The 25543-nt window shown below is 63.6% G+C and carries 22 protein-coding genes and 1 tRNA gene; 2 read left to right on the top strand and 21 right to left on the bottom strand.

Features of this window, described 5'->3' with window-relative positions; all coding sequences use genetic code 11:
- Positions 1–18 precede the first annotated feature (18 nt).
- From PEP31012_RS12195 to PEP31012_RS12095, 21 genes are all read right to left on the bottom strand, one after another.
- Positions 19–336 carry a DUF2818 family protein gene (locus tag PEP31012_RS12195; RefSeq protein ID WP_425494953.1) on the bottom strand — a complete coding sequence of 106 codons (318 nt, stop codon included), beginning with the start codon at positions 334–336 and terminating at the stop codon, positions 19–21.
- Between the two features lie 104 nt (positions 337–440).
- On the bottom strand, positions 441–1910 hold the full coding sequence (nuoN, locus tag PEP31012_RS12190) for an NADH-quinone oxidoreductase subunit NuoN (protein ID WP_150589587.1): 1470 nt from the start codon (positions 1908–1910) through the stop codon (positions 441–443).
- Positions 1911–1930: 20 nt separating this feature from the next.
- Positions 1931–3412 carry an NADH-quinone oxidoreductase subunit M gene (locus PEP31012_RS12185; protein WP_150589586.1) on the bottom strand — a complete coding sequence of 494 codons (1482 nt, stop codon included), beginning with the start codon at positions 3410–3412 and terminating at the stop codon, positions 1931–1933.
- Positions 3413–3430: 18 nt separating this feature from the next.
- Complete coding sequence (gene nuoL / locus PEP31012_RS12180) at positions 3431–5476, bottom strand: NADH-quinone oxidoreductase subunit L (protein ID WP_150589585.1); 2046 nt, start codon at positions 5474–5476, stop codon at positions 3431–3433.
- A gap of 17 nt (positions 5477–5493) precedes the next feature.
- Positions 5494–5805: an NADH-quinone oxidoreductase subunit NuoK gene (gene nuoK / locus PEP31012_RS12175; RefSeq protein ID WP_023596640.1), complete on the bottom strand. Its 312-nt coding sequence runs from the start codon at positions 5803–5805 to the stop codon at positions 5494–5496.
- Positions 5806–5814: 9 nt separating this feature from the next.
- Positions 5815–6450 carry an NADH-quinone oxidoreductase subunit J gene (locus PEP31012_RS12170; protein WP_150589584.1) on the bottom strand — a complete coding sequence of 212 codons (636 nt, stop codon included), beginning with the start codon at positions 6448–6450 and terminating at the stop codon, positions 5815–5817.
- Positions 6451–6529: 79 nt separating this feature from the next.
- Positions 6530–7021 carry an NADH-quinone oxidoreductase subunit NuoI gene (gene nuoI, locus PEP31012_RS12165; protein WP_017233020.1) on the bottom strand — a complete coding sequence of 164 codons (492 nt, stop codon included), beginning with the start codon at positions 7019–7021 and terminating at the stop codon, positions 6530–6532.
- Between the two features lie 23 nt (positions 7022–7044).
- Complete coding sequence (gene nuoH, locus PEP31012_RS12160; RefSeq protein ID WP_017233019.1) at positions 7045–8109, bottom strand: NADH-quinone oxidoreductase subunit NuoH; 1065 nt, start codon at positions 8107–8109, stop codon at positions 7045–7047.
- Positions 8110–10422: an NADH-quinone oxidoreductase subunit NuoG gene (gene nuoG, locus PEP31012_RS12155; protein ID WP_150589583.1), complete on the bottom strand. Its 2313-nt coding sequence runs from the start codon at positions 10420–10422 to the stop codon at positions 8110–8112.
- 29 nt (positions 10423–10451) lie between these two features.
- Positions 10452–11744: an NADH-quinone oxidoreductase subunit NuoF gene (gene nuoF, locus PEP31012_RS12150; protein WP_150589582.1), complete on the bottom strand. Its 1293-nt coding sequence runs from the start codon at positions 11742–11744 to the stop codon at positions 10452–10454.
- Positions 11741–12241, bottom strand: coding sequence for an NADH-quinone oxidoreductase subunit NuoE (gene nuoE / locus PEP31012_RS12145; RefSeq protein ID WP_150589581.1), 501 nt, complete (start codon positions 12239–12241; stop codon positions 11741–11743). The genes nuoF and nuoE overlap by 4 nt, the downstream gene beginning before the upstream one ends.
- Positions 12242–12412: 171 nt before the next feature.
- Positions 12413–13666, bottom strand: a complete 1254-nt coding sequence (locus PEP31012_RS12140; protein WP_150589580.1) for an NADH-quinone oxidoreductase subunit D — start codon at positions 13664–13666, stop codon at positions 12413–12415.
- A gap of 9 nt (positions 13667–13675) precedes the next feature.
- Positions 13676–14275, bottom strand: coding sequence for an NADH-quinone oxidoreductase subunit C (locus PEP31012_RS12135; protein ID WP_150589579.1), 600 nt, complete (start codon positions 14273–14275; stop codon positions 13676–13678).
- A 12-nt stretch (positions 14276–14287) separates the two neighbouring features.
- Entirely contained in the window at positions 14288–14767 is a 480-nt protein-coding gene (locus PEP31012_RS12130) for a NuoB/complex I 20 kDa subunit family protein (protein ID WP_010807413.1), read from the bottom strand.
- A 48-nt stretch (positions 14768–14815) separates the two neighbouring features.
- Positions 14816–15175: an NADH-quinone oxidoreductase subunit A gene (locus PEP31012_RS12125; RefSeq protein ID WP_150589685.1), complete on the bottom strand. Its 360-nt coding sequence runs from the start codon at positions 15173–15175 to the stop codon at positions 14816–14818.
- 129 nt (positions 15176–15304) lie between these two features.
- A tRNA-Leu gene (locus PEP31012_RS12120) sits at positions 15305–15389 on the bottom strand.
- 143 nt (positions 15390–15532) lie between these two features.
- Positions 15533–15901, bottom strand: a complete 369-nt coding sequence (gene secG, locus PEP31012_RS12115) for a preprotein translocase subunit SecG (RefSeq protein WP_150589578.1) — start codon at positions 15899–15901, stop codon at positions 15533–15535.
- A gap of 93 nt (positions 15902–15994) precedes the next feature.
- Entirely contained in the window at positions 15995–16795 is an 801-nt protein-coding gene (gene tpiA, locus PEP31012_RS12110) for a triose-phosphate isomerase (RefSeq protein WP_425494952.1), read from the bottom strand.
- Positions 16796–16943: 148 nt separating this feature from the next.
- Entirely contained in the window at positions 16944–17948 is a 1005-nt protein-coding gene (locus PEP31012_RS12105; protein WP_150589577.1) for an NAD(P)H-quinone oxidoreductase, read from the bottom strand.
- Positions 17949–18467: 519 nt separating this feature from the next.
- A complete protein-coding gene (locus PEP31012_RS24155) occupies positions 18468–18839 on the bottom strand; it encodes a response regulator transcription factor (RefSeq protein ID WP_150589576.1) in 372 nt (123 codons plus the stop codon).
- A 148-nt stretch (positions 18840–18987) separates the two neighbouring features.
- Complete coding sequence (locus PEP31012_RS12095) at positions 18988–20958, bottom strand: sensor domain-containing diguanylate cyclase (protein WP_174978213.1); 1971 nt, start codon at positions 20956–20958, stop codon at positions 18988–18990.
- 365 nt (positions 20959–21323) lie between these two features.
- On the opposite strand from PEP31012_RS12095, the gene mutS reads away from it, so the two are divergent.
- Both mutS and PEP31012_RS12085 read left to right on the top strand, forming a co-directional pair.
- The gene (mutS, locus tag PEP31012_RS12090; RefSeq protein ID WP_150589683.1) at positions 21324–24038 is read left to right on the top strand and encodes a DNA mismatch repair protein MutS; all 2715 of its coding nucleotides are present in this window, start codon (positions 21324–21326) and stop codon (positions 24036–24038) included.
- Between the two features lie 11 nt (positions 24039–24049).
- Complete coding sequence (locus PEP31012_RS12085) at positions 24050–25411, top strand: hypothetical protein (RefSeq protein WP_150589574.1); 1362 nt, start codon at positions 24050–24052, stop codon at positions 25409–25411.
- Positions 25412–25543 lie beyond the last annotated feature (132 nt).

The raw sequence follows: 25543 nt of genomic DNA, 5'->3' as shown, positions 1-25543 counted from the left end.
TCTTGCGAAGCCTGCATCTCAGGCGGCAACCGCCGGTCGATGACGCCACAAATATCGGTACACGAAGCCGGGAAACGCGAACACGACGAACAAACTTGCCGTCACCGCATAGAACTCCCAGCCCTGCGCAAACACGTTGCCGATGCCCGACTCGATCAGATGACCGAGCGCACCCGCCACGAAGTAAGCCACCACCATCTCGACAAGACGCCACCACAGCGGCTTGACAGCACGCTTGAGCGCGATGACGCCGAACAGGCGCTGATTGACGAACGGCAGATTCGCGCCCAACAGGGCCAGCAGAATCACCAGCGTACTACCTGCCTGCATCCCCATCGACATTCCCTCCGCCTGTTCATCATTCAAGCGCCGGGCCGGTCATGTCGACTCGCCCGGCGCGGTGTTGGCGCGCCTTCGTACGAACTGGCGCGCCCCGTTGCTTAGCTGGCCAGCGTGAGCTTGATGGTGCGCAGGCACCAGTCCATCAGCGAGCCCGGCATCAGGCCCAGGTACAGCAGCACCAGACCGTTGAGCGACAGCACGAAGCGCATCGTGCCGCTGCCTTGCAGCGCGTTCTGGTCGTCGGCCTTGTCGAAATACATCAGCTTGACGACGCGCAGGTAGTAGAACGCCCCGATCAGCGACGCGATCACCGCCACAACCGCCAGCCACACCATGCCCGCGTTGACCACGGCTTGCAGCACGGCCAGCTTGGCGTAGAAGCCTGCCAGCGGCGGAATGCCGGCCAGCGAGAACATCAGCATCAGCATCACGAACGCGAACCACGGGCTACGCTGGTTCAAGCCCTTCAGGTCCGAGAGATTCTCGGCTTCGAAGCCCTGGCGCGAGAGCAGCAGCACGATACCGAACGTGCCCAGCGTCGTGAGCAGGTAGATCACGCTATAGAACAGCGACGAACCGTAGGCATCGGCGATCCCGTCGATCTTGCCGCCCACCACGCCCGAGAGCATACCCAGCAGCACGAAGCCCATGTGCGAGATGGTCGAGTAGGCCAGCAGACGCTTGACGTTGGTCTGCACGATGGCCGTCAGGTTACCGATCACCAGCGAGAGCACCGCCATGATGATCAGCATCTGCTGCCAGTCGATCGCCAGCGGCAACATGCCTTCGACGAGCAGGCGCAGCAGCAGCGCGAAGGCGCCCAGCTTCGGTGCACCGCCGATGAGCAGCGTAACCGGGGTCGGCGCGCCCTGGTAGACGTCGGGCACCCACATGTGGAACGGCGCAGCGCCGAGCTTGAATGCCAGGCCGGCCACCACGAACACGACGCCGAACACCAGCACGACCTTGTTCACGGCACCCGAGGCGATCACTTCGAAGACCTTGGACAGTTCGAGCGAACCGGTCGCCCCGTACATCATCGACATGCCGTACAGCAGGAAGCCCGAAGCGAGCGCACCCAGCACGTAATACTTCATGGCCGACTCGGTCGCGTTCGTCGAATCGCGCCAGACGGCGGCGAGGGCATACAGCGACAGCGACATCAGTTCCAGACCCAGGTACAGCGTCAGGAAGTTGTTGCCCGAGATCATCACCGACAGGCCCAGCAGCGAGAACAGGCTGAGGACGTAGAAGTCGCCACGGGCGAGACCGCGGGCTTCCAGATACTTCTGACCGTAGACGAACGTGACGAACGTGGCCAGGCCACCGAAGGCCTTGAGCAGGTTCGACATCGGATCGGCGACGAACGCGTTGCCGAACAGGTAGTGCGACGCCGGATCGCTGGCATTGCACGCCCACAGCACGGACACGGCCGCGGACGTGATGAGCGCCAGAACGTAGTTAAGCTTGCGCGTCTGGCCGAGGAACGCGTCGCACATCATGATCACGAGGATCATGAGCAGCAGGATGGCCTCCGGCAACGCAGGCAGCAGATTAATGTTTTGCATGATCTAGATATCCTCCCCGATTAAGGCAGCTTGGTCTGCGCCACGTGGGCGAGGAGGTTAACTACGGAGGTGTGCATCAGGTCCGTAAAGGGCTTCGGATAGATACCCATGAACAGCGTGAGCGCCGCCAGTACGGCCAGCATGAAGAACTCGCGCTTGTTGATATCGACCAGTTCCCGAACGTGATCGTTGGCGATCGCGCCGAAAATCACGCGCTTGTACATCCACAGCGAGTAGGCCGCACCGGTGATCAGCGAGGTGGCGGCCAGCAGCCCCACCCAGAAGTTCAGCTTCACGGCGCCCAGGATCACCAGGAACTCGCCCACGAAGCCCGACGTTGCCGGCAGACCGCTGTTGGCCATCGCGAACAGCATGAACAGCGCCGCGAACTTCGGCATCGTGTTCACCACACCGCCGTAGTCGGCGATGTTGCGCGAGTGCATACGGTCGTACAGCACACCGATACACAGGAACATGGCGCCCGAGACGAAGCCGTGCGAGATCATCTGCACCAGCGCGCCTTGCATGCCGATTTCGCTGAACATGAAGAAGCCGAGGATCGCGAAGCCCATGTGAGCGATCGACGAATACGCCACCAGCTTCTTCATGTCGGTCTGCACCAGGGCCACGAGGCCGATGTAGACGACGGCGATCAGCGCGAGTGCGATCATGAAGCCCGACAGGTAGTGACTGGCGTCCGGGGCAATCGGCAGCGAGAAGCGCAGGAAACCGTAGGCCCCGAGCTTGAGCATGATCGCGGCCAGCACGACCGAGCCGCCGGTCGGCGCTTCCACGTGGGCGTCCGGCAGCCAGGTATGCACCGGCCACATCGGCACCTTCACGGCAAAGGCCATGAAGAACGCCGCGAACAGCAGTATCTGCACGTTCATCGGGAGCTTCGCGGCGTACCAGTCGGTCAGCGTGAACGACTGCGTCACGTTGTACAGATAGATCAGCGCGACGAGCATCAGCAGCGAGCCGAGCAGCGTGTACAGGAAGAACTTGAACGCGGCGTACACCCGGTTCGGGCCGCCCCACACACCGATGATCAGGTACATCGGAATCAGCGTGGCTTCGAAGAAGACGTAGAACAGCAGGCCGTCTTGCGCCGAGAACACGCCGATCATCAGCCCCGAGAGGATCAGGAACGCGGCCATGTACTGGGCGACGCGCTCGGTAATCACTTCCCAGCCCGCGATCACCACGATCACCGTGATGAGCGAGGTCAGCACGATCAGCCACAGCGAGATGCCGTCGATGCCGAGGAAGTAGTTGATGTGGAAGCGGTCGATCCAGCTCGATTTCTCGACGAACTGGAACGCCGCCGTGTTGGCGTCGAAGTTCGAGATCAACGGCAGCGTGACCACGAAGCTCACCAGCGACCCGATGAGCGACAGCGCGCGTGCGCCCCCCGGGTTGCGGTCGTTACCCACCGCGAGGACAGCGATCCCCGAAATGATGGGCAGCCAGATGGCCAGACTCAGAAGCGGTAGCGATTGCATTATTGTTGGCTCCCCCTATTACTTGCCGTTCAACGTCACAAACAGCGTCAGGAGCCCGAGCATGCCGAGGATCATGGCGAACGCGTAGTGGTAGATGTAACCGGATTGAACGAAGCGGATGACACCGGCGAACCAGCCCACCAGACGCGCGCTGCCATTCACGACGGCGCCGTCGATGAGACCCTGGTCGCCCGCCTTCCACAGGCCGCGACCGATCTTGAGCGCGCCCTTGGCGAAGACCACTTCGTTGATCTTGTCCATGTAGTACTTGTTGTCGAGCAGGTTGTAGATGCCCGAGAACCGGTGCTTCAGCGCTTCCGGAATATCCGGGCGCTTCAGGTAGAAGAACGCCGCCAGCACGATGCCGAGGGCCGACAGGGCGATCGGCAGCGTGCCGAACGAGTGCAGCGCCATGGCCAGCCAGCCGTGGAAATCATGGCTCAGCTCTTCCATCGCCGGATGGTTTTCGCCGACGTAGATCACGTCCTTGAACGCCACGCCTTGCTTGAAGAAGTTGCCGAACAGCATCGGGGCAATCGCAATGGCACCGATGATGACCGACGGAATCGCCAGCAGGATCAACGGAATGGTGACAACCGCCGGCGACTCGTGCGGCTTCTGACCCGGGGCCAGACCATGGTGATGATCGGCGGTTTCCTCTTCTTCCTCGTGATGGTCGTCATGGTCGTGATGCGCCTGACCGAAACGCTCCTTGCCGTGGAAGACCATGAAGTACATGCGGAACGAGTAGAACGCGGTGACGAACACGCTGGCGACCACGGCGAAGTACGCGAAGCCCGAGCCCGGCAGATGCGAGGCGGCCACGGCTTCGATGATCGAGTCCTTCGAGTAGAAACCGGCGAAGAAAGGCGTACCGATCAGCGCGAGCGAGCCCAGCAGCGACGTGATCCACGTGATCGGCATGTACTTCCACAGGCCACCCATGTTGCGCATGTCCTGGTCGTGATGCATGCCCATGATGACCGAGCCCGCACCGAGGAACAGCAGCGCCTTGAAGAACGCGTGCGTCATCAGGTGGAAGATGGCGACCGGGTAGGCCGACACGCCGAGCGCGACAGTCATGTAACCGAGCTGAGAGAGCGTCGAGTAGGCCACGACACGCTTGATGTCGTTCTGGATCATACCCAGGAAGCCCATGAACAAGGCCGTGATCGCGCCGATGATCGTGATGAACGACAGCGCGGTGTCCGAGAGTTCGAACAGCGGCGACATGCGGCTCACCATGAAGATGCCCGCGGTCACCATCGTGGCCGCGTGAATCAGTGCCGAGATCGGCGTCGGGCCTTCCATCGAGTCCGGCAGCCAGACGTGCAGCGGGAACTGCGCCGACTTGCCCATCGCGCCGATGAACAGGCAGATACAGGCCACGGTAATCAGGCGCCAGTCGGTGCCCGGGAACGACAGGGCCGCCACCTCGTTGGCCTTGGCGAACACTTCACCGTAGTTCAGCGTGCCGGTGAAGGCCAGCAGCAGGCCGATACCGAGCAGGAAGCCGAAGTCGCCGACACGGTTGACCAGGAACGCCTTCATGTTGGCGTAGATTGCGGTCGGGCGCGTGTACCAGAAACCGATCAGCAGGTACGAGACCAGGCCCACCGCTTCCCAGCCGAAGAACAGTTGCAGGAAGTTGTTGCTCATCACGAGCATCAACATCGAGAACGTGAACAGCGAGATGTACGAGAAGAAGCGCTGGTAGCCCGGATCCTCCGCCATGTAGCCGATGGTGTAGATGTGCACCATCAGCGAGACGGAAGTGACCACGCACATCATCGTGACGGTGAGCGTGTCGACGAGGAAGCCGATCTCGAGCTTGAGGTCGCCGATGCGGGCCCATTCGTAGACGGTGGCGTTGAAGCTCGCCCCGTTCATGACGTCGATGAACGTCATGACCGACAGGACAAATGCGACCAGCACGCCGAGGATCGTGACCGTGTGGGCGCCCGCGCGTCCGACTTGCTTGCCGAACAGGCCGGCGATCATGGAGCCGACGAGCGGCGCCAGCGGGATCGCGAGCAGCAGGTTGGGATTCAATGTGGATGCCATAACAGCGTTCGCTTTTGTTAACCCTTGAGGCGGTCGAGATCTTCGACGTTGACCGTTTCGAGCTTACGGAACAGCGTGACCAGAATGGCCAGCCCGATCGCGGCTTCCGCCGCGGCCACCGTAAGAATGAAGAACACGAATACCTGGCCGGCAATGTCGCCCAGGTAATGCGAAAACGCGACGAAGTTCAGATTGACCGCGAGCAACATCAGCTCGATGGCCATGAGCAGCACAATCACATTTCTGCGGTTGAGGAAGATACCGGTAATGCTGATCGCGAAGAGAATCGCGCCCAACACCAGGTAATGCGCTAGCGACAACGACATCATGCTGTCTCCTTATTCCGCCGCCGGCGTATCGCTGCCGGTGGACTGCTGCCGGGCTTCGGCGGGCATCGACACCAGACGCACGCGGTCGCGCGCCTTCACGCGCACCTGCTGGCTCGGGTCGGTCTGTTTGTGATCCTTACGGGTGCGCATCGTGAGCGCTACGGCCGCCACGACCGCCACCAGCAGGATCAGACCTGCCACTTCGAAGGCGAAGATATAGTCGGTGTACAGCGCGACGCCGAGCGCCTTGGTGTTCGCCACGTCCGGCGCCGAGACGGCCTTGACGGGGGCGCGCGTAGCACCGTAGCCGCGCATGAGCACCAGTGCCGCTTCGACGATCATGATCGCGCCGACGGCACTCGCCAGCGGAATGAACTTGCCGAAACCGCGTCGCAGTTCGTCGAGATTGATGTCGATCATCATCACCACGAACAGGAACAGCACCATCACCGCGCCAACGTACACGAGCACGAGCATGATGGCCAGGAACTCGGCCTGGAGCAGCATCCAGATCGCCGCGGCGTTGAAGAACGCGAGTACCAGGAACAGCGCCGACTGCACGGGGTTGCGCGCGGTCACGACCTTCAGGCCGGAGATCACGAGGATCAGCGCAAACACGTAGAAAAGAAAGGTTGTGAATTCCATAATCACCGGGTGTTGCGAGAATTAGCCAACGTCAATTGCCGTACCGGGCGCACCGTCGATGCGTTGCGCCCTGCCCTGCTTAACGGTACGGCGCATCGGCCGCCTTGGCCGCCGCGATCTCGTTTTCGTAACGATCGCCCACCGCGAGCAACATCTCCTTGGTGAAGTACAGATCGCCACGCTTCTCGCCGTGATACTCGAGAATGTGCGTCTCGACGATCGAGTCCACCGGGCAGCTTTCTTCACAGAAGCCGCAGAAAATGCACTTGGTCAGATCGATGTCGTAGCGCGTGGTGCGGCGGGTGCCGTCGTCGCGCACATCCGACTCGATCGTGATGGCCATTGCCGGGCACACCGCTTCGCACAACTTGCAGGCGATGCAGCGCTCTTCACCGTTCGGATAACGGCGCAGCGCGTGCAGACCGCGAAAACGCGGCGACATCGGCGTCTTCTCTTCCGGAAACTGCACCGTCACCTTGCGTGCGAACGTATAGCGCCCTGTGAGCGCCATGCCCTTGAGCAGTTCCAACAACAGGAAACTGCCGAAAAAGTCCTTGATTGCCCTTACCATGGGATTCCTCTACTCCGTTCGCCTCAGCCCCAGATGTTCCAGGGAGACATGATCCAGACACCCACCACGATCACCCAGATGATCGTCAGCGGCAGGAACACTTTCCAGCCCAGACGCATGATCTGGTCGTAGCGGTAGCGCGGGAACGTCGCACGCACCCAGATGAACACCGACAGCAGCAGGAACACCTTGAACGCCAGCCAGAACACCCCCGGGATGAACGACAGGAAGCCGAACGGTGCACTCCAGCCACCCAGGAACAGCACCGAGGCGAGCGCCGAGATGATGATCATGTTGATGTACTCGGCCAGGAAGAACAGGGCGAAGCCCATGCCCGAGTATTCGATCATGTGACCGGCCACGATTTCCGATTCGCCTTCCACCACGTCGAACGGGTGGCGGTTCGTTTCCGCAATGCCCGACACGAAGTAGACGACGAACATCGGCAGCAGCGGCAGCCAGTTCCACGACAGCAGGTTCAGGCCCAGGCCCGCGAACATGCCGTGCTCTTGCGAGCGCACGATGTCCGACAGGTTGAGCGAGCCGGCTGTCATCAGCACCGTGACCAGCGCGAAGCCCATGGCGATTTCATACGAAATCATCTGGGCCGACGCGCGCATGGCGCCGAGGAAGGCATATTTCGAGTTAGAGGCCCAGCCGGCCAGAATCACGCCGTACACGCCGATCGACGAAATCGCGATGGCGTAGAGCAGACCGGCATTCACGTCGGCCAGCACGGCGCCCGGCTGGAACGGAATCACCGCCCAGATCGCGAAGGCCGGCAGCACGGCCATCACCGGCGCGATGGCGTAAATGCCCTTGCTCACCTGCGACGGCGTAATGACTTCCTTGAGCAGGAGCTTCAACACGTCGGCGATCGGCTGGAGCAAACCGGCCGGACCCACGCGGTTCGGGCCCAGACGCACGTGCATCCAGCCGATGAGCTTGCGCTCCCACAGAATCAGGTACGCCACGCACAGCAGCAGGATCACGGCCACGACGAGGATGCGGACCAGCGCCCACACCGTCGGCCAGGCCACGCCCAGCAGTTGCGTGCCGTATTGATTGATGACTTCGTTCAGGCTCATTTACGCCTTCTCCACCGAAATTTCACCGAACATCGCGCCAAGCGCGGCGGACGCCGGCGTGGCGGCCGGCACGCGCACCACATTGGCGGGCAGCGTTTCCGAGCGAGCCGCCGGCAGCGTGACCACCGCATCGCCCTGACGCACGCGCACGGCATCGCCGGCGGCGAGGCCCAGGCGGTCGAACAATGCAGCCGGCAGCGTGGCGCGCAACGCCGCCTTGGCGTCGTTGGTCAATTGCAGCGACGGGGCACGGCGCACCAGGGCGTCGGCCGCGTAGATCGGCACATCGGCCAGACGCTCCAGACCCTGCCCTGCTGCCGTCGGTGCGGCCAGCGCGGCCTTGGCGCGGTTGTCGAGCGAGGCGGACGAGAAACCGGCGAGCGCTTCGTCGCGCACCTGTTCCGCGGTGTCCTGAGCGAAGCCTTGCAGCTTGAGCAGATTGCCCAGCACGCGCAGCACCTTCCAGCCCGGACGCGTCTCGCCCAGCGCACGCACCACACCGTTGAAGTGTTGCGGCAGGCCCTCGGCGTTGACGAACGTACCGGCCGTCTCCGTGAACGGGGCGATCGGCAGCAGCACGTCGGCATACTCGAGGCCGTGCTTGAACGGCGAGAGCGAGACGACCATCTTCGCGGCGTTCAGTGCCGTGAGTGCTTGCTTCGCATCGGCCGAGTCGTATTCCGGCTCGGCATTGAGCAGCAGGTACGCCTGGCGCGGTTGCGCGAACAGCGCAGCAGCACCCTTGGCATTCGTGGCCTTCACGGCGTAGGCGCCGACCGTGTTCGCGCCTTCGGTCAGGAAGCCCAGCGTGGCGCCGGTGATGTCAGCGATCACTTGCGCGATGGCGTGCAGTTGTGCGAATTGCGGATGCTGCACCACGGCGTTACCCAGCAGGATGGCGCGACGCTCCCCGCTCACCAGCGACGCGGCGATGGCCTTGGCGGCATCGCTGGCGCTCACACCGGCGAGCTCAGTCGGGGCGGCAACGCCCTTGGCCGCGGCGGCGGCGACCGCGATACCGGCCAGCTCGCTCGCCCAGGCGCTCGGTGCGGCGATGATCTTGTTGGCGAGCTTCACCAGCAGATCGTCGTCCGAACCATGCAGCACGTGCAGTTGAGCGCCAGCCTTCACGGCGGCGCGCAGACGCGCGGCGAACAGCGGATGATCCTTGCGCAGGAACGAGCCCACGACCAGCGTGCTTTGCAGCTTGTCGAGTTCAGCGATCGGCAGGCCGAGCCACGGGGCACCCTGAGTGCCGCCCGACACGTCGGTCTGACGCAGACGGAAGTCGACGTTCTCGCTACCCAAGGCGCGCACGAACTTCTGCAACAGGTGCAGTTCTTCGATCGTGGCGTGCGGCGAAGCCAGCCCGGCGACGGCATCGGCGCCGTGGTCGCGGATGATGTCCGTCAGGCCGTGACCGACATACTCGAGCGCCGTCTGCCAGTCGACTTCGTGCCACTCACCGCCCTGCTTGAGCATCGGCTTCGTGAGGCGATCGTCGCTGTTCAGACCTTCGTACGAGAAACGATCCTTGTCCGAGATCCAGCATTCGTTGAGCGCTTCGTTCTCGAGCGGCACAACGCGCATGACCTTGTTGTTCTTCACTTGCACCACGAGGTTTGCACCCACGCCATCGTGAGGGCTCACCGACTTGCGGCGCGACAGTTCCCACGTGCGGGCGCTGTAGCGGAACGGCTTCGACGTCAGGGCACCGACCGGGCACAGGTCGATCATGTTGCCCGAGAGTTCGGAGTCGACCGTCTTGCCGACGAAGGACGTGATTTCCGAGTGCTCGCCGCGACCCAGCATGCCGAACTCCATGACGCCGGCCACTTCCTGGCCGAAACGCACGCAGCGGGTGCAGTGGATGCAGCGCGACATCTCTTCCATCGAGATGAGCGGGCCCACGTTCTTGTGGAACACCACGCGCTTCTCTTCCTGATAGCGCGACGCCGACTTGCCGTACCCGACAGCCAGATCCTGCAACTGGCACTCGCCGCCTTGATCGCAGATCGGGCAGTCGAGCGGGTGGTTGATCAGCAGGAACTCCATCACCGATTGCTGCGCCTTCACCGCCTTCTCGGAGTTGGTGCGCACGATCATGCCGTTGGCCACCGGCGTGGCGCAGGCCGGCACCGCCTTCGGGGCCTTCTCGACCTCGACCAGGCACATGCGGCAGTTCGCGGCGATGGACAGCTTCTTGTGGTAACAGAAGTGGGGAATATAGGTGCCGTTCTTCTTGGCAGCCTGGATCACCATGCTGCCTTCGGGCACCTCGACCTTTTGGCCGTCAATTTCGATTTCAACCATAGCGGTTCAATGCCAAGCGTCAAAAGGGATTAGTGAGCGCCGACCAAGCAATGCTTGTGCTCGACGTGGTAGGCGAACTCGTCCCAGAAGTGTTTGAGCATGCCGCGCACTGGCATCGCTGCGGCATCGCCCAGCGCGCAAATGGTGCGGCCCATGATGTTCTCGGCCACCGAGTTGAGCAGATCCAGATCTTCCTGGCGGCCTTCGCCATGCTCGATTCGATTGACCACGCGCCACAGCCAGCCGGTGCCCTCACGGCACGGCGTGCACTGACCGCACGATTCTTCGTAGTAGAAGTACGACAGGCGCAGCAGCGAGCGCACCATGCAGCGCGTCTCGTCCATCACGATCACGGCGCCCGAGCCCAGCATCGACCCAGCCTTGGCGATGCTGTCGTAGTCCATCGTGGTTTCCATCATCAGCCCGGCCGGCACGACCGGTGCCGACGAGCCGCCCGGAATCACCGCCTTGAGCTTCTTGCCACCGCGCATGCCACCGGCCAGTTCCAGCAATTCGCCGAACGGCGTGCCCAGCGGCACTTCATAGTTACCCGGCAGCTCGACGTCGCCCGACACCGAGAAGATCTTGGAGCCGCCGTTGTTCGGCTTGCCCATTTCCAGGTATTGCTGCGGTCCGATGGCCAGCAGGAACGGCACCGCGGCGAACGTCTCGGTGTTATTGATGGTCGTGGGCTTGCCGTACAGACCGAAGCTCGCCGGGAACGGCGGCTTGAAGCGCGGCTGGCCTTTCTTGCCTTCGAGCGATTCGAGCAACGCGGTCTCTTCGCCGCAGATGTACGCGCCATAGCCATGGTGGGCGTGCAACTGGAACGAGAAGTTCGTGCCGAGGATGTTGTCGCCCAGGTAACCGGCAGCGCGCGCTTCCTCGAGCGCCTCTTCGAAGCGCTCGTACACGTCGTAGATTTCGCCGTGGATGTAGTTGTAACCGACGGTGATGCCCATGGCGAAACCGCCGATGGCCATGCCTTCGATCAGCGCGTGCGGGTTGTAGCGCAGGATGTCGCGATCCTTGAACGTACCGGGCTCACCTTCGTCCGAGTTGCAGACGAGGTACTTCTGCCCCGGGAACGCGCGCGGCATGAAGCTCCACTTCAGACCGGTCGGGAAGCCTGCGCCGCCACGGCCGCGCAGACCCGACGCCTTGACGTCGGCGATGACCTGCTCCGGCGTGAGGCCTTCCTTCAGGATACGGGCAAGCTGCTGGTAACCACCGCGCTTGACGTAATCTTCGAGGTGCCAGTTCTCTCCGTTGAGGTCGGCGAGAATCAGCGGTTTGATGTGACGGTTGTGCAGCGACGTCATGCTTTCTCTCCCGCGGCGCCCGTGGCCTTGAGCTCATCGATGAGCGCGTCGACCTTGGCTTCGTTCATGAAGCCGCACATGCGATGGTTGTTCACCAGCATGACGGGGGCATCGCCGCAAGCGCCCATGCACTCGCCTTCCTTGACCGTGAAGAGACCATCCGGCGTGATGTCGTTATAGTCGACACCCAGCTTCTCCTTCAGGTACTTCGCCATCTCTTCGCCACGCGTGAGCTGGCAAGGCAGGTTCGTGCACACGGTCAACTTGAACTTGCCCACAGGGCTCGTGTTGAACATGGTGTAGAAGGTTGCGACCTCTTGCACCGCGACTGCGGGCATCTCGAGGTAGTCCGCCACGAATTGCATCACTTCGGGCGACAACCAGCCTTTCTCGACCTGCGCGACGGCAAGGGCGTGCATCACCGCCGACTGTTTCTGGTCGGCAGGGTATTTGGCAACGGCACGGTCGATTTTCTTCAGGGCTTCGGGAGAAAGCATTTCCGATCCGACGGTTCTCTAAAACGTTATCCCCGCTCGCGCCAACACGGATGGGCCGTTTTTTTCGGCCACCCGCGACTCACAGGCACGGCAACTGGAACGGCAATGGCATCGACCTGCGAAACCCTGCCGAATGAAAACTTGCGGGCGCCTGAGGCGCCCGCTGCGCGTTTAGCGATCGATCTCGCCGAACACGATGTCCTGGGTCCCGATGATCGCCACCGCATCGGCAATCATGTGACCCTTCGCCATCTCGTCGAGCGCCGAAAGATGGGCAAAGCCCGGCGCACGAATCTTCAGGCGGTACGGCTTGTTCGCGCCGTCCGACACCAGGTAGATGCCGAACTCGCCCTTCGGGTGCTCGACGGCGGCATACGTCTCGCCGGCGGGCACGTGGAAGCCTTCGGTGAAGAGCTTGAAGTGGTGAATCAGCTCTTCCATGTTCGACTTCATCTCGACACGCGAGGGCGGCGCCACCTTGTGATTGTCCGTAATCACCGGACCTTCATTGGCACGCAGCCACGTCACGCACTGACGGATCAGGCGGACAGACTGACGCATTTCTTCTACGCGCACCAGATAGCGGTCGTAGCAATCGCCTTCCTTGCCCACCGGAATGTCGAAATCGAGACGATCGTACACTTCGTACGGCTGCTTCTTGCGCAGATCCCAGGCAATGCCCGAGCCGCGCAGCATCGCGCCGGAGAAGCCGAGCTGCATCGCACGCTCGGGCGACACCACGCCGATCCCCACCAGACGCTGCTTCCAGATACGGTTGTCGGTGAGCAGCGTTTCGTACTCGTCGACACACTTCGGGAAGCGATTGGCAAAGTCTTCGATGAAGTCGAGCAGCGAGCCTTCGCGAGCTTCGTTCATCTTCTTGATGGCGCGCTCGTTGTGGATCTTCGACGCGCGATATTGCGGCATTGTGTCCGGCAGGTCGCGGTACACGCCTCCCGGACGGTAGTACGCCGCGTGCATGCGCGCGCCCGAGACGGCTTCGTACACGTCGAACAGGTCTTCGCGCTCACGGAAGGCGTACAGGAACACCGCCATCGCCCCCACGTCGAGGGCGTGGGAACCAATCCACATCAGGTGATTCAGAATCCGCGTGATTTCATCGAACATCACGCGGATGTATTGTGCGCGAATCGGCACGTCGACGCCGAGCAGCTTCTCGATCGCCATGACATAGGCGTGCTCGTTGCACATCATCGAGACGTAGTCCAGACGATCCATGTACGGCACGGATTGCAGGAACGTCTTCGACTCGGCAAGCTTTTCGGTCGCACGGTGCAACAGGCCGATGTGCGGATCGGCGCGCTGGATCACTTCGCCGTCCAGCTCGAGCACCAGGCGCAGCACGCCGTGCGCTGCCGGGTGCTGCGGACCGAAGTTCAGAGTGTAGTTCTTGATGTCTGCCACAAGGCCACCTTAATGTTTCAGACCGGCGTAATGTTCTTCGCGGATGATGCGCGGCGTGATTTCGCGCGGCTCGATCGTCACCGGCTGATAGATCACCCGCTTCTGCTCGGGGTCGTAACGCATCTCGACGTAACCCGAGGTCGGGAAGTCCTTGCGGAACGGGTGACCGATGAAGCCGTAGTCCGTCAGAATGCGGCGCAGATCCGGGTGCCCTTCGAACACGATACCGACCAGGTCGAACGCTTCGCGCTCGAACCAGTTGGCCGAACTCCACAGATCGATCAGCGATGCCACGACCGGCAGATCGTCGTCGGGTGCGAACACGCGCACGCGCAGACGCCAGTTGTGGGTCAACGAGAGCAGATGCGACACCGCGGCGTAGCGCGGGCCGTCGTAGGCGCCGTCGCCGTAGGCCGAGTAGTCCAGGCCGGCAACGTCCATCAACTGCTCGAACTTCAGTTCGGGATGATCGCGCAGCGTGCGCGCCACCTCGAGATAGTCGCTCGCCTTGACGGTCAGCGTCAGCTCGTCGAGGGCTTCCACCAACAGCTCGGCGCGGGCGCCAAGCACGTTTTGCAGGGTGGTCTTGAGTTGTTCTAGTTTAGACATGGGCGGGGGCGGTTATTTACGCGCGATCGTCGCAGTCCGCTTGATCTTCGACTGCAGCTGGATGATGCCGTAGACGAGTGCTTCGGCCGTCGGCGGACAGCCGGGCACGTAGACGTCGACCGGCACGATGCGATCGCAACCGCGCACCACCGAGTAGGAATAGTGATAGTAACCGCCGCCGTTGGCGCACGACCCCATCGAGATCACCCAGCGCGGCTCGGCCATCTGGTCGTACACCTTGCGCAGTGCGGGCGCCATCTTGTTGCACAGCGTACCGGCCACGATCATCACGTCCGACTGACGCGGGCTCGGGCGGAACACCACGCCAAACCGGTCCAGATCGTAACGCGCCGCGCCGGCGTGCATCATTTCGACGGCACAGCAGGCCAGGCCGAACGTCATCGGCCACAGCGAACCCGTGCGCGTCCAGTTGATGAGTTTGTCAGCCGTGGTGGTGACGAACCCTTCGCGCAAAACCCCTTCGATGCTCATATGCTTACCCTGAATCCTTCTGCAATACTGCCAAATACGTTGACGGCCTTATTCCCAGTCAAGCGCACCGCGCTTCCACAGGAAGACGAAACCGACGAGCAGTTCAAGCAGGAAACCCATCATGGAGATAAAGCCCACCCAGCCGATATCGCGCAGGGCAACGCCCCACGGGAACAGGAATGCCGTTTCGAGATCGAACAGGATGAAAAGGATGGCGACGAGATAGTAGCGCACATCGAACTTCATGCGCGCGTCTTCGAATGCCTCGAAGCCGCACTCGTACGGAGAGAGTTTTGCGCTGTCGGGTTTGTTGGGGCCGAGGAATTTACCAACCCCAATCAATAGCGCCCCAAGACCGCCACCTACCAGAAGAAACAGCAGGACGGGATAATAGGTTCCGAGGTTCAACTCTACCCTCTTTTTGGTTAGTCCAAAAACCGCTCTCGTCTTGGCGTGGGGGCCAGAAAGCGGATGAACAGCGAGCACAAAATAAAATGCCAGCCAAAGCATAAACGCAAGGCTGGCATCGGAGAACTGTGGTGCCGACGGCGAGACTCGAACTCGCACAGCTTTCGCCACTACCCCCTCAAGATAGCGTGTCTACCAATTTCACCACGTCGGCATTCAAATTCTGCAATCCGCTGTCACTTACGAATCGCTTCAAGACCGCTATATTAGCGCTCTTCAGCATTTTGTTCAACGCACAAATCGATTTTTTTTCGATTTTCTTTACAGCTTATTACACCTCACAAAGCACGCTGCGCGTTACTTCGGCACGTCTTGCGGATTGGTCGCCGATGCGGGCGCCGGGGCACTTGCCGCAGCCGCAGCCGATGCCGTGACCGGCGATGTCGCGGCCGGCAAATTACCAAGGACACCGATGTTTGCCGCCGGCTTGTACGAGCCGAGATACGTGAGACCCAGCGTGGTCACGAAGAACACGGCCGCCAGGACGGCCGTGGTGCGCGACAGAAAGTTCGCGGAACCCGATGCACCGAAGAGACTGCCCGACGAACCACTGCCGAACGCCGCGCCCATGTCGGCGCCCTTGCCATGCTGGAGCAACACCAGACCGATGATGCCCAGCGCGGAAAGCACCTGCACCACGATCAACAACGTTTTCAACAACCCCATCTCATCACCCGTATAGAAGAATCTGATTTGCCGTGCACTTTTGGTGCACTGCATCATGATTATTTCATGCCGTTACCGCGCACGGCATCGACGTCAGCGTGGCAGACCCGCCTCGCAAATCGCCAGAAAATCGGCCGCCTTCAATGCCGCGCCGCCGATCAACCCGCCATCGACGTCCGCCATCGAAAACAGCTCGGCCGCGTTATCCGGCTTCACACTGCCGCCGTACAACACCGCCACATCCATCACCGCCTCACCCTTCGCACGCAGCAGCGAGCGCAGATGCGCATGCACCTCCTGCGCCTCGGCCGACGTCGCCGTCTTGCCCGTGCCGATCGCCCAGACCGGCTCATAGGCCACCACAATCTGCACCGCCTGCTCTGCCGTCAGCACCGCGAGCACGGCTTCGAGCTGACGCGTCACGACGGCCTTCGTTTCGCCGGCCTCGCGCTCGGCAAGTGTCTCGCCCACGCACACGATCGGTGTCATGCCCGCGTCGAGCACGCGCACGGTCTTTGCCGCGACGCCCGCATCGGTCTCGCCATGGTACGTGCGACGCTCCGAGTGACCCACGATCACGAACCGCGCGCCGAACTCGGCGATCATCGGGGCGGAGACTTCGCCCGTGTAGGCACCACTCACCTGCGCCGAGACGTCCTGCGCGCCAAAGCCCAACACCTGCCCCGAGAGGCGGGCCTGACATTGGGCGAGATAGGGGAACGGCACACACACGGCGGCCGTCACGCCCGGAGCGCTCAACACCGGCGACGCCAGCAGGTCGCCCAGCAGCGCCTCATTGCCGGCCAGACTGCCATGCAGTTTCCAATTGCCCACGACGAGCTTGCCAGCCTTGCGGCCGAGGGTGCGAGCCGAAGCTGCGGTACCGATTGTCACGCCTGATCCCCCAATGCGTAAGGACGAAAAACCTCTCATTCTAGTGCGTCCGGGGCATGGGGGTCAATTTCGCCGGCTTTCAAACGTGAGAATCCGCATGAAATGGGGCTTTCACGCGGATTCCGCTCGTCAGCCGAGACGAGATGCCTTACCAGGTCAACACGATCTTCCCGACGTGCGTACTCGTTTCCATCAATGCATGGGCTTTGTCTGCTTGTTCGGCCGGAAACGTCTGATAAATTACGGGCCGGATCTTGCCTGCGGCGAACAGCGGCCAGACCTTGTCGTGGAGACTTTGTGCGATCGCCGCCTTGAACGCCACCGAGCGCGGACGCAGCGTCGAGCCGGTTACCGTCAGACGACGGCGCAGCAACGCGCCCATGTCCAGCGTCGCCTTGCTGCCACCAAGCAGCGCGATGATCGCGATGCGCCCGTCGAATGCCAGCGCCTGCACTTCACGCGGCAGGTAGTCGCCCCCCACCATGTCGAGCACGACATCCACGCCGCGATCGCTGGTGAGTGCCTTGGTGACGGCGACGAAATCTTCGGTCTTGTAGTTGATGCCCCGCTCGGCACCGAGCGCTTCGCACGCACGGGCCTTCTCGTCGGACCCGGCGGTCGCAAACACGCGATGGCCCAGCGCCACGCCGAGCTGAATCGCCGTTACGCCAATACCGCTCGTGCCGCCTTGCACCAGGAGCGTTTCCTTCTCGCCCGACTCGGTCTCGCCGAGGTGAGCGCGATCGAACACGTTGCTCCACACGGTGAAGAACGTCTCCGGCAGCGACGCCGCTTCCACGTCCGACAAGCCTTGCGGCACCGGCAGCACCTGCGCGAGCGGCGCGGCGCAGTACTCGGCGTAGCCCCCGCCCTGCACGAGCGCGCATACGCGCGAGCCCACTTTCAATCCCCAGCGGTTGTCCGGGCCGTCGAGCGCGCCATCGACGATCTCGCCCGCCACTTCGAGTCCGGGCAGGTCCGAGGCGCCCGGCGGCACCGGATATTGGCCGATGCGCTGAAGCACGTCGGGACGGTTCACGCCCGACGCCGTCACCTTGATGAGCACCTCGCCCGGCTTGAGCTCGGGTCGCGGCCGCTCGGTGGGCTTGAGCACGTCCGGTGCACCGTATTGGGTAATCTCGATCGCCTTCATCGTGTCTGTCCTTGGTTCTCGGGGCGACGCCCCCGTCTGCGCGCGGGCTGCCCGTCTCGTTAGGGTCGCGAAGGTCGTGGGGCTGCCATGCGAGCGGCGCGCCGCGCACCTGCCATGCCACTGACCCCGCGTGAAAACTGTGTCGAGCCGGTACCTTATCACCGACCGAGCGATCGCGTTGGTCGTCGATGCAAACGCCATCCGCATTCGAAATCAAACCGAGGTATTCGGGACGATGGCGGGAGTCATACCGGAGGACTGCGGGAAGTCCTGCGGGGGCACTGCGACACGACTGCCGGGGCACCACGGGAGCGCTGCGGCACGACTGCGGGGGCGCTACGCGACCAATGCGGGATGACTGCCGCAGACCTGCAAGACGTGTAGACACCGGCACGCATGCCGGTTGTCGGGCGCGTCGCGTACGGTTCCGAGACCACGCGCGACGCGCCGGGTTAGCCCCAAAAGCGTGGCGCCGACAGCCCGCAGGCCTGTCAGCGCCGCCCGCTCGCTCGGGCGTCGTCAGGCGACGCCTTCCGCCCCTTCGTCGATCAGCCCGTGCCGTATCGCGTAGTCGGTCAGTTCTGCACGGTCGTCGAGCGCGAGCTTGTGCAGGATATGGGCAACGTGTGATGCGATCGTCCGCTCGCTCAATTGCATCGCGTGCGCGACTTCATTGACGGCCAGGCCGTCGACCAGCATATGAAACACTTCATTCTCACGACTCGACAAGCTCAGGTGCCTCGCCTGGTCGTCGTGCGCATCGGCGACTTGCCGCACGCGCGGCCCCCGATGCGAAGCCTGCGGTGGCTCACGGCGCGCCCCCGGCGCACGCCACCCCGCTTCGGAAGCCGCGCGCGCTGCTGCCCGGCTTCGTCCGCCCTCAACTTTCATGCCTGCCTCCCGTGAAGAAACGTCCCACGCCCGAAAGCCGCCCGCCGCACGTCTCGGCGAACGGATGGCGTCGCCTATTGTGCGTCAGACCCTTCACGCCCGTATCTTCAGCGAAGCTGATCGCTGTCGCCCATTTGATTGGTTGCGCCTAATGCTCGACGCACGCCCCGTCACCGAGCACGAAGCGGCCGCGGCCGCCATGCTTCGCGTCGTACAGCGCGCGGTCCGCCGCCTCGAACATCATCCCGGGCGTCTTGACTTCGCCGCAGGCGACCATCGCCACGCCCACGCACGCACCGACCGTGACCGGGCCGACCGACAGCGCCATCGGCCGCGACGCCGCCTCGAGAATCGACATGGCGGTGCGCTCGACATCGAGCACGTCCTGAACGTTGCGCATGACGACAGCAAACTCGTCGCCGCCGAAGCGCGCGATCACATCGCCCTCTGGCACGCACGCAACGAGCCGTTTGGCCAGGCGTCGCAACAATTCGTCGCCCAGCGCGTGCCCCCACGTGTCGTTGACGAGCTTGAAACGATCGAGATCGACGAACAGCAACGCCTGCGCCCCGCCCCCGTCGCGCGCGCCGCGCAACGCGCTCGCCAGCGCCTGGTCGAAGCCCTTGCGATTGAGCAGTCCCGTGAGGTGATCGGTGTGCGATTCGCGCCGCCAGCGCCGCTCGTTCGAGCGCTCGACGGTGATATCGCGCACGAACACGTGAACGCCGGCGAGTACGTTGTGCATGGCCCATTCCGGCTGATAGCTGACTTCGAAACAGCGATACGCCGTGTCCTCGCCGAAATCCCAGATGAACGTGGCGGCCTCGCCCGCGAACGCTCGCGCGAGATGCGGCGCGAATTCGCGGTACAGCGAGGGCCCGAGCAGTTCGCTCACCGTCGCTCCGAGAATGCGTTGACGCGAACGGCGCAACCGCGTTTCACACGCCCGGTTCACGAACGCGAAGCGCTCTTCGCTATCGAGAAACGCCACGAGATACGGCACACGATCCGCAATTTCCTGCATGCGGCGCACGTTCGCACGCGCCGCCTCGCGCGAGCCCTCGAGCGCCTCGGTGCGATCGCGCAATTGTTCCATCATGTCGCGAAATGCGTTCGCGAGCGCCCCGATCTCGTCCGCACGTTGCACGGGTAGCGATTGCACTGCGCGCATGTCGCCGGCGCTGCGCTGCACGAGGTCGCGCAACGTATCGAGCGGGCGCAACATGTGGCGCGCCATCCACCACATCGCGAACGCGGCCAGACCGATCACGGCAATCGCGAGCAGCGTCACGCGCCGCCGCACGCGCGCGAGCGGATCGAACGCCTCGGCCCCGGGCAATACCGCCACGACCGACCAGCCGGTCGTCGCCATGCTTGCGCGGGCCACGAGCGGATGCATGCGCAACAGGTGATTCGGGCCAGGGTCGCGCACGCCGCACAACGTCTGCACCGGGCCGACGGGCGAGAGAATCTTGGTCACGTCCGCCTGGATCACGTATCGGGCCTGCGCTTCGTTCGTCGTCACGCAGTAGCGGCCGGTTGTGCCGACGGCATTGCTGGCCAGATCGACCATGAAATTCTGCCGCAGCAGATTGATGGCGCCGCCGATCACGGCGATCGTGTTGCCCTGCGCGTCCACCACGGGTACTGCAAGGATGATGCCCGGCGAGCGCGTGATCCTGCCTGCAATCAACCCCGACGCCGCCTGCGGCGCGCCCGCAAGCACCTGCCGGAAATAGTCGCGATCGGCAATATTGATTGCCGTAGCCGGGAACGTCGAGTCGTAGAGCATGCGGCCATCGGGCGCGGCCACGAAGAATGTGTTGAACGTCTCGGGCATCGACACCGACATGTTGGCGAAGGCGTCGAACTGCGCGACCGTCATTGCGTACGGATTGCCGATGTGCCGCGCCATGCGGTGCAACGCGAGAAACTTCCCGCGTAATTTGTCGTCGAGCTGCTCGGCCACGAGTTTGACCTGGGTGTCGAGCTGCGCCTGCATCGAGCTTCGCAATTCCCCATAGACGAAGAATTCGATGCCGACGGCCACGCCGACGATCAATATCATCGAGACGATGGCCGTCGTGGCCGCGACCCGTCCCTTCAACGACTTCACCATACTGGCCCGTGCGAGAGTAGCTTGTGATGCTTTTTGGTAATTTTTGCGGGAGCTTATCACCCGAAACGGCACATTTTCTGGAAACTTGAGCCAAATTCGCTGCCTTCGTGTAACAGGCGCATCGATACTCGCTTGCGACAATGCCAGCCGGCGAATAACGAGGTTCGCCGAACCCGTCGTAAAATTGCGCATCCAACGCGCCACGAGGGGGCGAACCGGCCTGCACCACGCCGGATCGCCGCGATATCGTACCGCGGCCGCAGCCGGCATCCGCTGCCGCGGCCCCGTCGTGACCCGACTTGCCCGACCCGACCGAATTCATGACGAGCACCCAAGCCCACGCCACGCCCGCCTCCGCCACACCGATGACGCCGATGACGCCGATGACGCCGATGATGCAGCAATACACGCGCATCAAGGCCGACCATCCGAACATGCTCGTTTTCTATCGCATGGGCGATTTCTACGAACTGTTCCACGATGACGCGGCCAAGGCGGCGCGCCTGCTCGACTTGACGCTCACCGCGCGCGGTCAGTCCGGCGGGCAGCCGATTCGCATGGCCGGGGTGCCGCATCACGCCGTGGAGCAATACCTTGGCAAGCTGGTCAAGCTCGGCGAGTCGGTCGCCATCTGCGAGCAGATTGGCGACCCGGCCACGGCCAAGGGCCCGGTCGAGCGCAAGGTCGTGCGCATCGTCACGCCCGGCACCCTCACCGACGCCGCCTTGCTCAGCGACAAGGTCGACCAATACCTGCTCGCCGTGCAAATCCCACCGGCGCGCCGCGCGAGCGAGCGCATCGCCGGCCTCGCCTGGCTGTCGCTCGCCAGCGGCGAGTTGCGCCTGATGGAAGTGGCCGTCGACAAGCTGCCGCGCGAACTGGAGCGCATCCGCCCGGCCGAGACGCTCGTGCCCGATAGTGACATCGAAACGTTCGGGGGCTTCGCCCTCGGCACCACGACGCGCGTGCCCGACTGGCATTTCGACACGGCGGCCGGCACCCAGCGCCTGCGCGACCAGTTGAGCGTCGCGAGCCTGACGGCCTTCGGCTGCGACGGGTTGAACCCGGCGCTGGGCGCGGCCGGGGCGCTGCTGCAGTACGCGGCCGCTACGCAAGGTCAGTCCTTGCGTCATGTGCAAAGTCTGAACGTGGAGCGGGAAGCCGCCTATATTGGGCTGGACGCCGCCACGCGTCGCAATCTGGAACTCACCGAGACACTGCGCGGCACCGAATCGCCGACGCTGCTCTCGCTGCTCGACACTTGCGGCACGACGATGGGCAGCCGGCTGATGCGCCACTGGCTGCATCACCCGATGCGCGATCAGCAAGTGCCGCAGTCGCGCCAACTGGCGATCGCCACGTTGCTCGAAGGTCCGGGCGCGTGGCGGGCGCTACACAGCGAATTGCGCCATGTGGCGGACGTCGAGCGGATCACGGCGCGCCTGGCACTGCTTACCGCGCGACCACGCGATTTGTCGAGCCTGCGCGACGCCTTGCGCCGCCTGCCCGAACTGCACACCACGCTGCGCGCGGTCGAAGCGCGCGCACCGCTGCTCGCGATGCTGCACGACGACCTCGCGATTCCCGAGGCCGCGCTCGCGCTGCTCACGCGCGCCATCGCCGAAGAGCCCGCGGCCATGTTGCGTGACGGCGGGGTCATCGCGCGCGGTCACGACGCCGATCTCGACGAGTTGCGCGACATCTCGGAAAACTGTGGCCAGTTCCTCGTCGATCTGGAAACGCGCGAGCGTGCGCGCACCGGCATCAACAATTTGCGGGTCGAGTTCAACAAGGTGCACGGCTTCTACATCGAAGTCACGCGCGGCCAGACCGACAAGGTGCCCGACGACTACCGCCGCCGCCAGACGCTCAAGAATGCCGAGCGCTACATCACGCCGGAGCTCAAGACGTTCGAGGACAAGGCACTGTCGGCGCAGGAGCGTTCGCTCGCGCGGGAGAAGCTGCTGTACGACGCGCTGCTGCAAGCGCTGCTGCCGCACATCACTGAGTTCAAGCGCATTGCGCAGGCACTCGCCCAGTTGGACGTTCTTGCCGCGCTGGCAGAACGCGCCGAAACCCTGGGATGGGTCAAGCCCGATCTGGTGCAGGATCGCGTGGTCGACATTCGCCGGGGTCGCCATCCGGTCGTCGAACAGCAAGTGGAGCGCTTCATCGCCAACGACTGCTCGCTGGGTGACGCGCGCCGGCTGCTGCTCATCACCGGACCGAACATGGGCGGCAAATCGACGTTCATGCGTCAGACGGCCCTCATTGCCCTGCTCGCTTACGTCGGCTGCTACGTGCCCGCCGAGGCGGTGCGCCTCGGCCCGCTCGACGCCATCTTCACGCGCATCGGCGCGTCGGACGACCTCGCAGGCGGACGCTCCACGTTCATGGTCGAGATGACCGAGTCGGCCGCGATTCTGCACACGGCGACCGATCAGAGTCTGGTGCTGATGGACGAAATCGGGCGCGGCACGTCGACGTTCGACGGTCTCGCACTCGCCTGGGCGATCGCGCGGCATCTGCTTGGGCACAATCGCAGCTACACGCTGTTCGCCACCCACTATTTCGAACTCACGCAACTGCCCGACGAGTTTGCGCAGTGCGCGAACGTGCACCTGTCGGCCGTGGAACATGGCGAAGGGATCGTGTTCCTGCACGCGGTACAGGACGGCCCGGCAAGCCAGAGCTACGGCTTGCAGGTCGCGCAACTCGCCGGGGTACCGATGCCGGTCATTCGCGCAGCGCGCAAGCATCTTGCGCTGCTCGAACAACAGGCCCTCGATCCGGCCGCGCCGCAGCTCGATCTGTTTGCGCCGCGCGCCCCGCTCGAGTACGCGATCGATGACACTTCGATGGAAGCTTCGTCGGACACTTCGGATGCCGCGCCGAACGGCCGGCAGACGACGCACGTTGGCCATGAGGCGGGCTTGGCGCACGGTGCCGCCGCGCTCGATCCGGCCGCGCAGGCCACGCTGGCGCGTCTGTCGCAGATCGATCCCGACGACCTGCGCCCGCGCGATGCGCTCGACCTGCTGTATGAACTGCGAGGCCTGCTGGACGGCCGCGCGCACTGACATCGCCTCTCATGCCGAGCCCGCCTCGCCTGCGCGTCCCTCGACACCCAAGCCACGGCCTGCGCGCCGTGTGCCTCGTGGCGCTCGCGCTCGCGCTCGTGGCCGGAACCGCGACGACGACGGCGGCATCGCCGAGCGCGAGGACCGCTGCGGCCAAGCCTCGCGCCAAGGGCCCGCACAAGCCACCGCCGTTCGAATTCGCGGTGCTGGGCGACACACCGTTCGGCAGCACCGAAGTGCCGGTGGTGCGCAGCGTGCTGGCCAACATCGGTGACAGCCCGGCCGCGTTCGTCATACACGCGGGCAATCTAAAAGGCGCTGCAGAGTCGTGTCGTGACGAACTCATCACACAGCGCCTGGGCCTGCTCGCCAGTTCGCCCAAGCCACTGATCTACGTACCGGGCGCGAACGACTGGGCCAATTGCCAGCGCGCGACCGAGGGCGGCTACAACCCCGTGGAGCGGCTCGACTTTCTGCGCGACCACGCGTTCAGCGACGATGCGTTGCTTGGCCCCGGCCCCGTGGGACACGCGCCGTTCGATCTCACGCGTCAGAGCGACATGGCACGGTTTCGTCAGTACCACGAGAACGTGCGGTGGTTCTACGGCGGGGTGGTATTCGTCGGCCTGAATTTGCCTGGCAACAACAACAATTACCGCTCGGCCGGGGGACGCAACGGCGAGTTCGAAGATCGGGCCGTCGCGACGCGCGTCTGGCTGCAGCATGCCATTGTGTACGCGAAGCAAAAGGCGGCCATCGGTATGGTCATCGTGGCGCAGGCCGATCCGGCCTTCGAACCGGCCCGCAGGGGGGGACTGAGAAGCCTTTTCTCGGATCGCGCAGGACGCCATGGTGTCGACGGCTACAAGGAATTCCGGACGCAGTTGCTGCGGCTCACGACGCACTTCAGGGAACCGGTCCTGCTCATCGACAGCGGCAAGACGATGCGCCGCGCCCAACCGCTGCGCGATGCCCGCGGCGCACTGGTGAAGTCGTTCACGCAATTGAGTACCTACGGCTCGCCGACCACGAATCGATGGGTGCGCGTGCGGGTCGATCCAAGCACGTCGTCGCTGTTCCACCTCGAAGCCGTCACGCTCCCCGCCAACAGCGCGGCGACACCAGGTGCGCCGCGCGGCGGCGGTCTCATCCCAGTGCCGGGAGGGGCCTCGACCGGTGCGGCAGCCCCCGCCCCCGGCAGTTTGCCCTACGCGGCACCCTACGACGCGGCACCCTATTCGGCACGCTATCTGTCGTCCGGCATGTCGAACGACCTGGATCCGGCTGCGTCGGATCCAAATCAGGGCGTCATGCCCATCGGGCCCGCGCTCCACCTGAACACGGGCGCACACCCAGCCAGGCACAGCCACTGAATACGCGCCAGTCGCTACGCGCCGAAACGCAAACGCCGAGTCAGACGCGTTGCATTGCGCAAGGCGTCTGACTCGGCGTCTGACTTGGCGGTTGCCCGGGGACTGCTGTTGCGTCGTGCGTTACGTGCCCCG

The organism is Pandoraea eparura (assembly GCF_902459725.1).
In the GTDB taxonomy this organism is placed as follows: Bacteria; Pseudomonadota; Gammaproteobacteria; order Burkholderiales; family Burkholderiaceae; genus Pandoraea; species Pandoraea eparura.
Note: the sequence above shows the minus strand (reverse complement) of the source record. Positions and strands in the feature narration are given on the sequence as shown.

Coding starts and splice junctions, on each gene's coding strand:
- PEP31012_RS12195 (WP_425494953.1), bottom strand. CDS start 336: ATGGGGATGCAGGCAGGTAGTACGCTGGTGATTCTGCTGGCCCTGTTG.
- nuoN (WP_150589587.1), bottom strand. CDS start 1,910: ATGCAAAACATTAATCTGCTGCCTGCGTTGCCGGAGGCCATCCTGCTG.
- PEP31012_RS12185 (WP_150589586.1), bottom strand. CDS start 3,412: ATGCAATCGCTACCGCTTCTGAGTCTGGCCATCTGGCTGCCCATCATT.
- nuoL (WP_150589585.1), bottom strand. CDS start 5,476: ATGGCATCCACATTGAATCCCAACCTGCTGCTCGCGATCCCGCTGGCG.
- nuoK (WP_023596640.1), bottom strand. CDS start 5,805: ATGATGTCGTTGTCGCTAGCGCATTACCTGGTGTTGGGCGCGATTCTC.
- PEP31012_RS12170 (WP_150589584.1), bottom strand. CDS start 6,450: ATGGAATTCACAACCTTTCTTTTCTACGTGTTTGCGCTGATCCTCGTG.
- nuoI (WP_017233020.1), bottom strand. CDS start 7,021: ATGGTAAGGGCAATCAAGGACTTTTTCGGCAGTTTCCTGTTGTTGGAA.
- nuoH (WP_017233019.1), bottom strand. CDS start 8,109: ATGAGCCTGAACGAAGTCATCAATCAATACGGCACGCAACTGCTGGGC.
- nuoG (WP_150589583.1), bottom strand. CDS start 10,422: ATGGTTGAAATCGAAATTGACGGCCAAAAGGTCGAGGTGCCCGAAGGC.
- nuoF (WP_150589582.1), bottom strand. CDS start 11,744: ATGACGTCGCTGCACAACCGTCACATCAAACCGCTGATTCTCGCCGAC.
- nuoE (WP_150589581.1), bottom strand. CDS start 12,241: ATGCTTTCTCCCGAAGCCCTGAAGAAAATCGACCGTGCCGTTGCCAAA.
- PEP31012_RS12135 (WP_150589579.1), bottom strand. CDS start 14,275: ATGTCTAAACTAGAACAACTCAAGACCACCCTGCAAAACGTGCTTGGC.
- PEP31012_RS12130 (WP_010807413.1), bottom strand. CDS start 14,767: ATGAGCATCGAAGGGGTTTTGCGCGAAGGGTTCGTCACCACCACGGCT.
- secG (WP_150589578.1), bottom strand. CDS start 15,901: ATGGGGTTGTTGAAAACGTTGTTGATCGTGGTGCAGGTGCTTTCCGCG.
- PEP31012_RS12105 (WP_150589577.1), bottom strand. CDS start 17,948: ATGAAGGCGATCGAGATTACCCAATACGGTGCACCGGACGTGCTCAAG.
- PEP31012_RS24155 (WP_150589576.1), bottom strand. CDS start 18,839: ATGAAAGTTGAGGGCGGACGAAGCCGGGCAGCAGCGCGCGCGGCTTCC.
- PEP31012_RS12095 (WP_174978213.1), bottom strand. CDS start 20,958: ATGGTGAAGTCGTTGAAGGGACGGGTCGCGGCCACGACGGCCATCGTC.
- mutS (WP_150589683.1), top strand. CDS start 21,324: ATGACGCCGATGACGCCGATGACGCCGATGATGCAGCAATACACGCGC.
- PEP31012_RS12085 (WP_150589574.1), top strand. CDS start 24,050: ATGCCGAGCCCGCCTCGCCTGCGCGTCCCTCGACACCCAAGCCACGGC.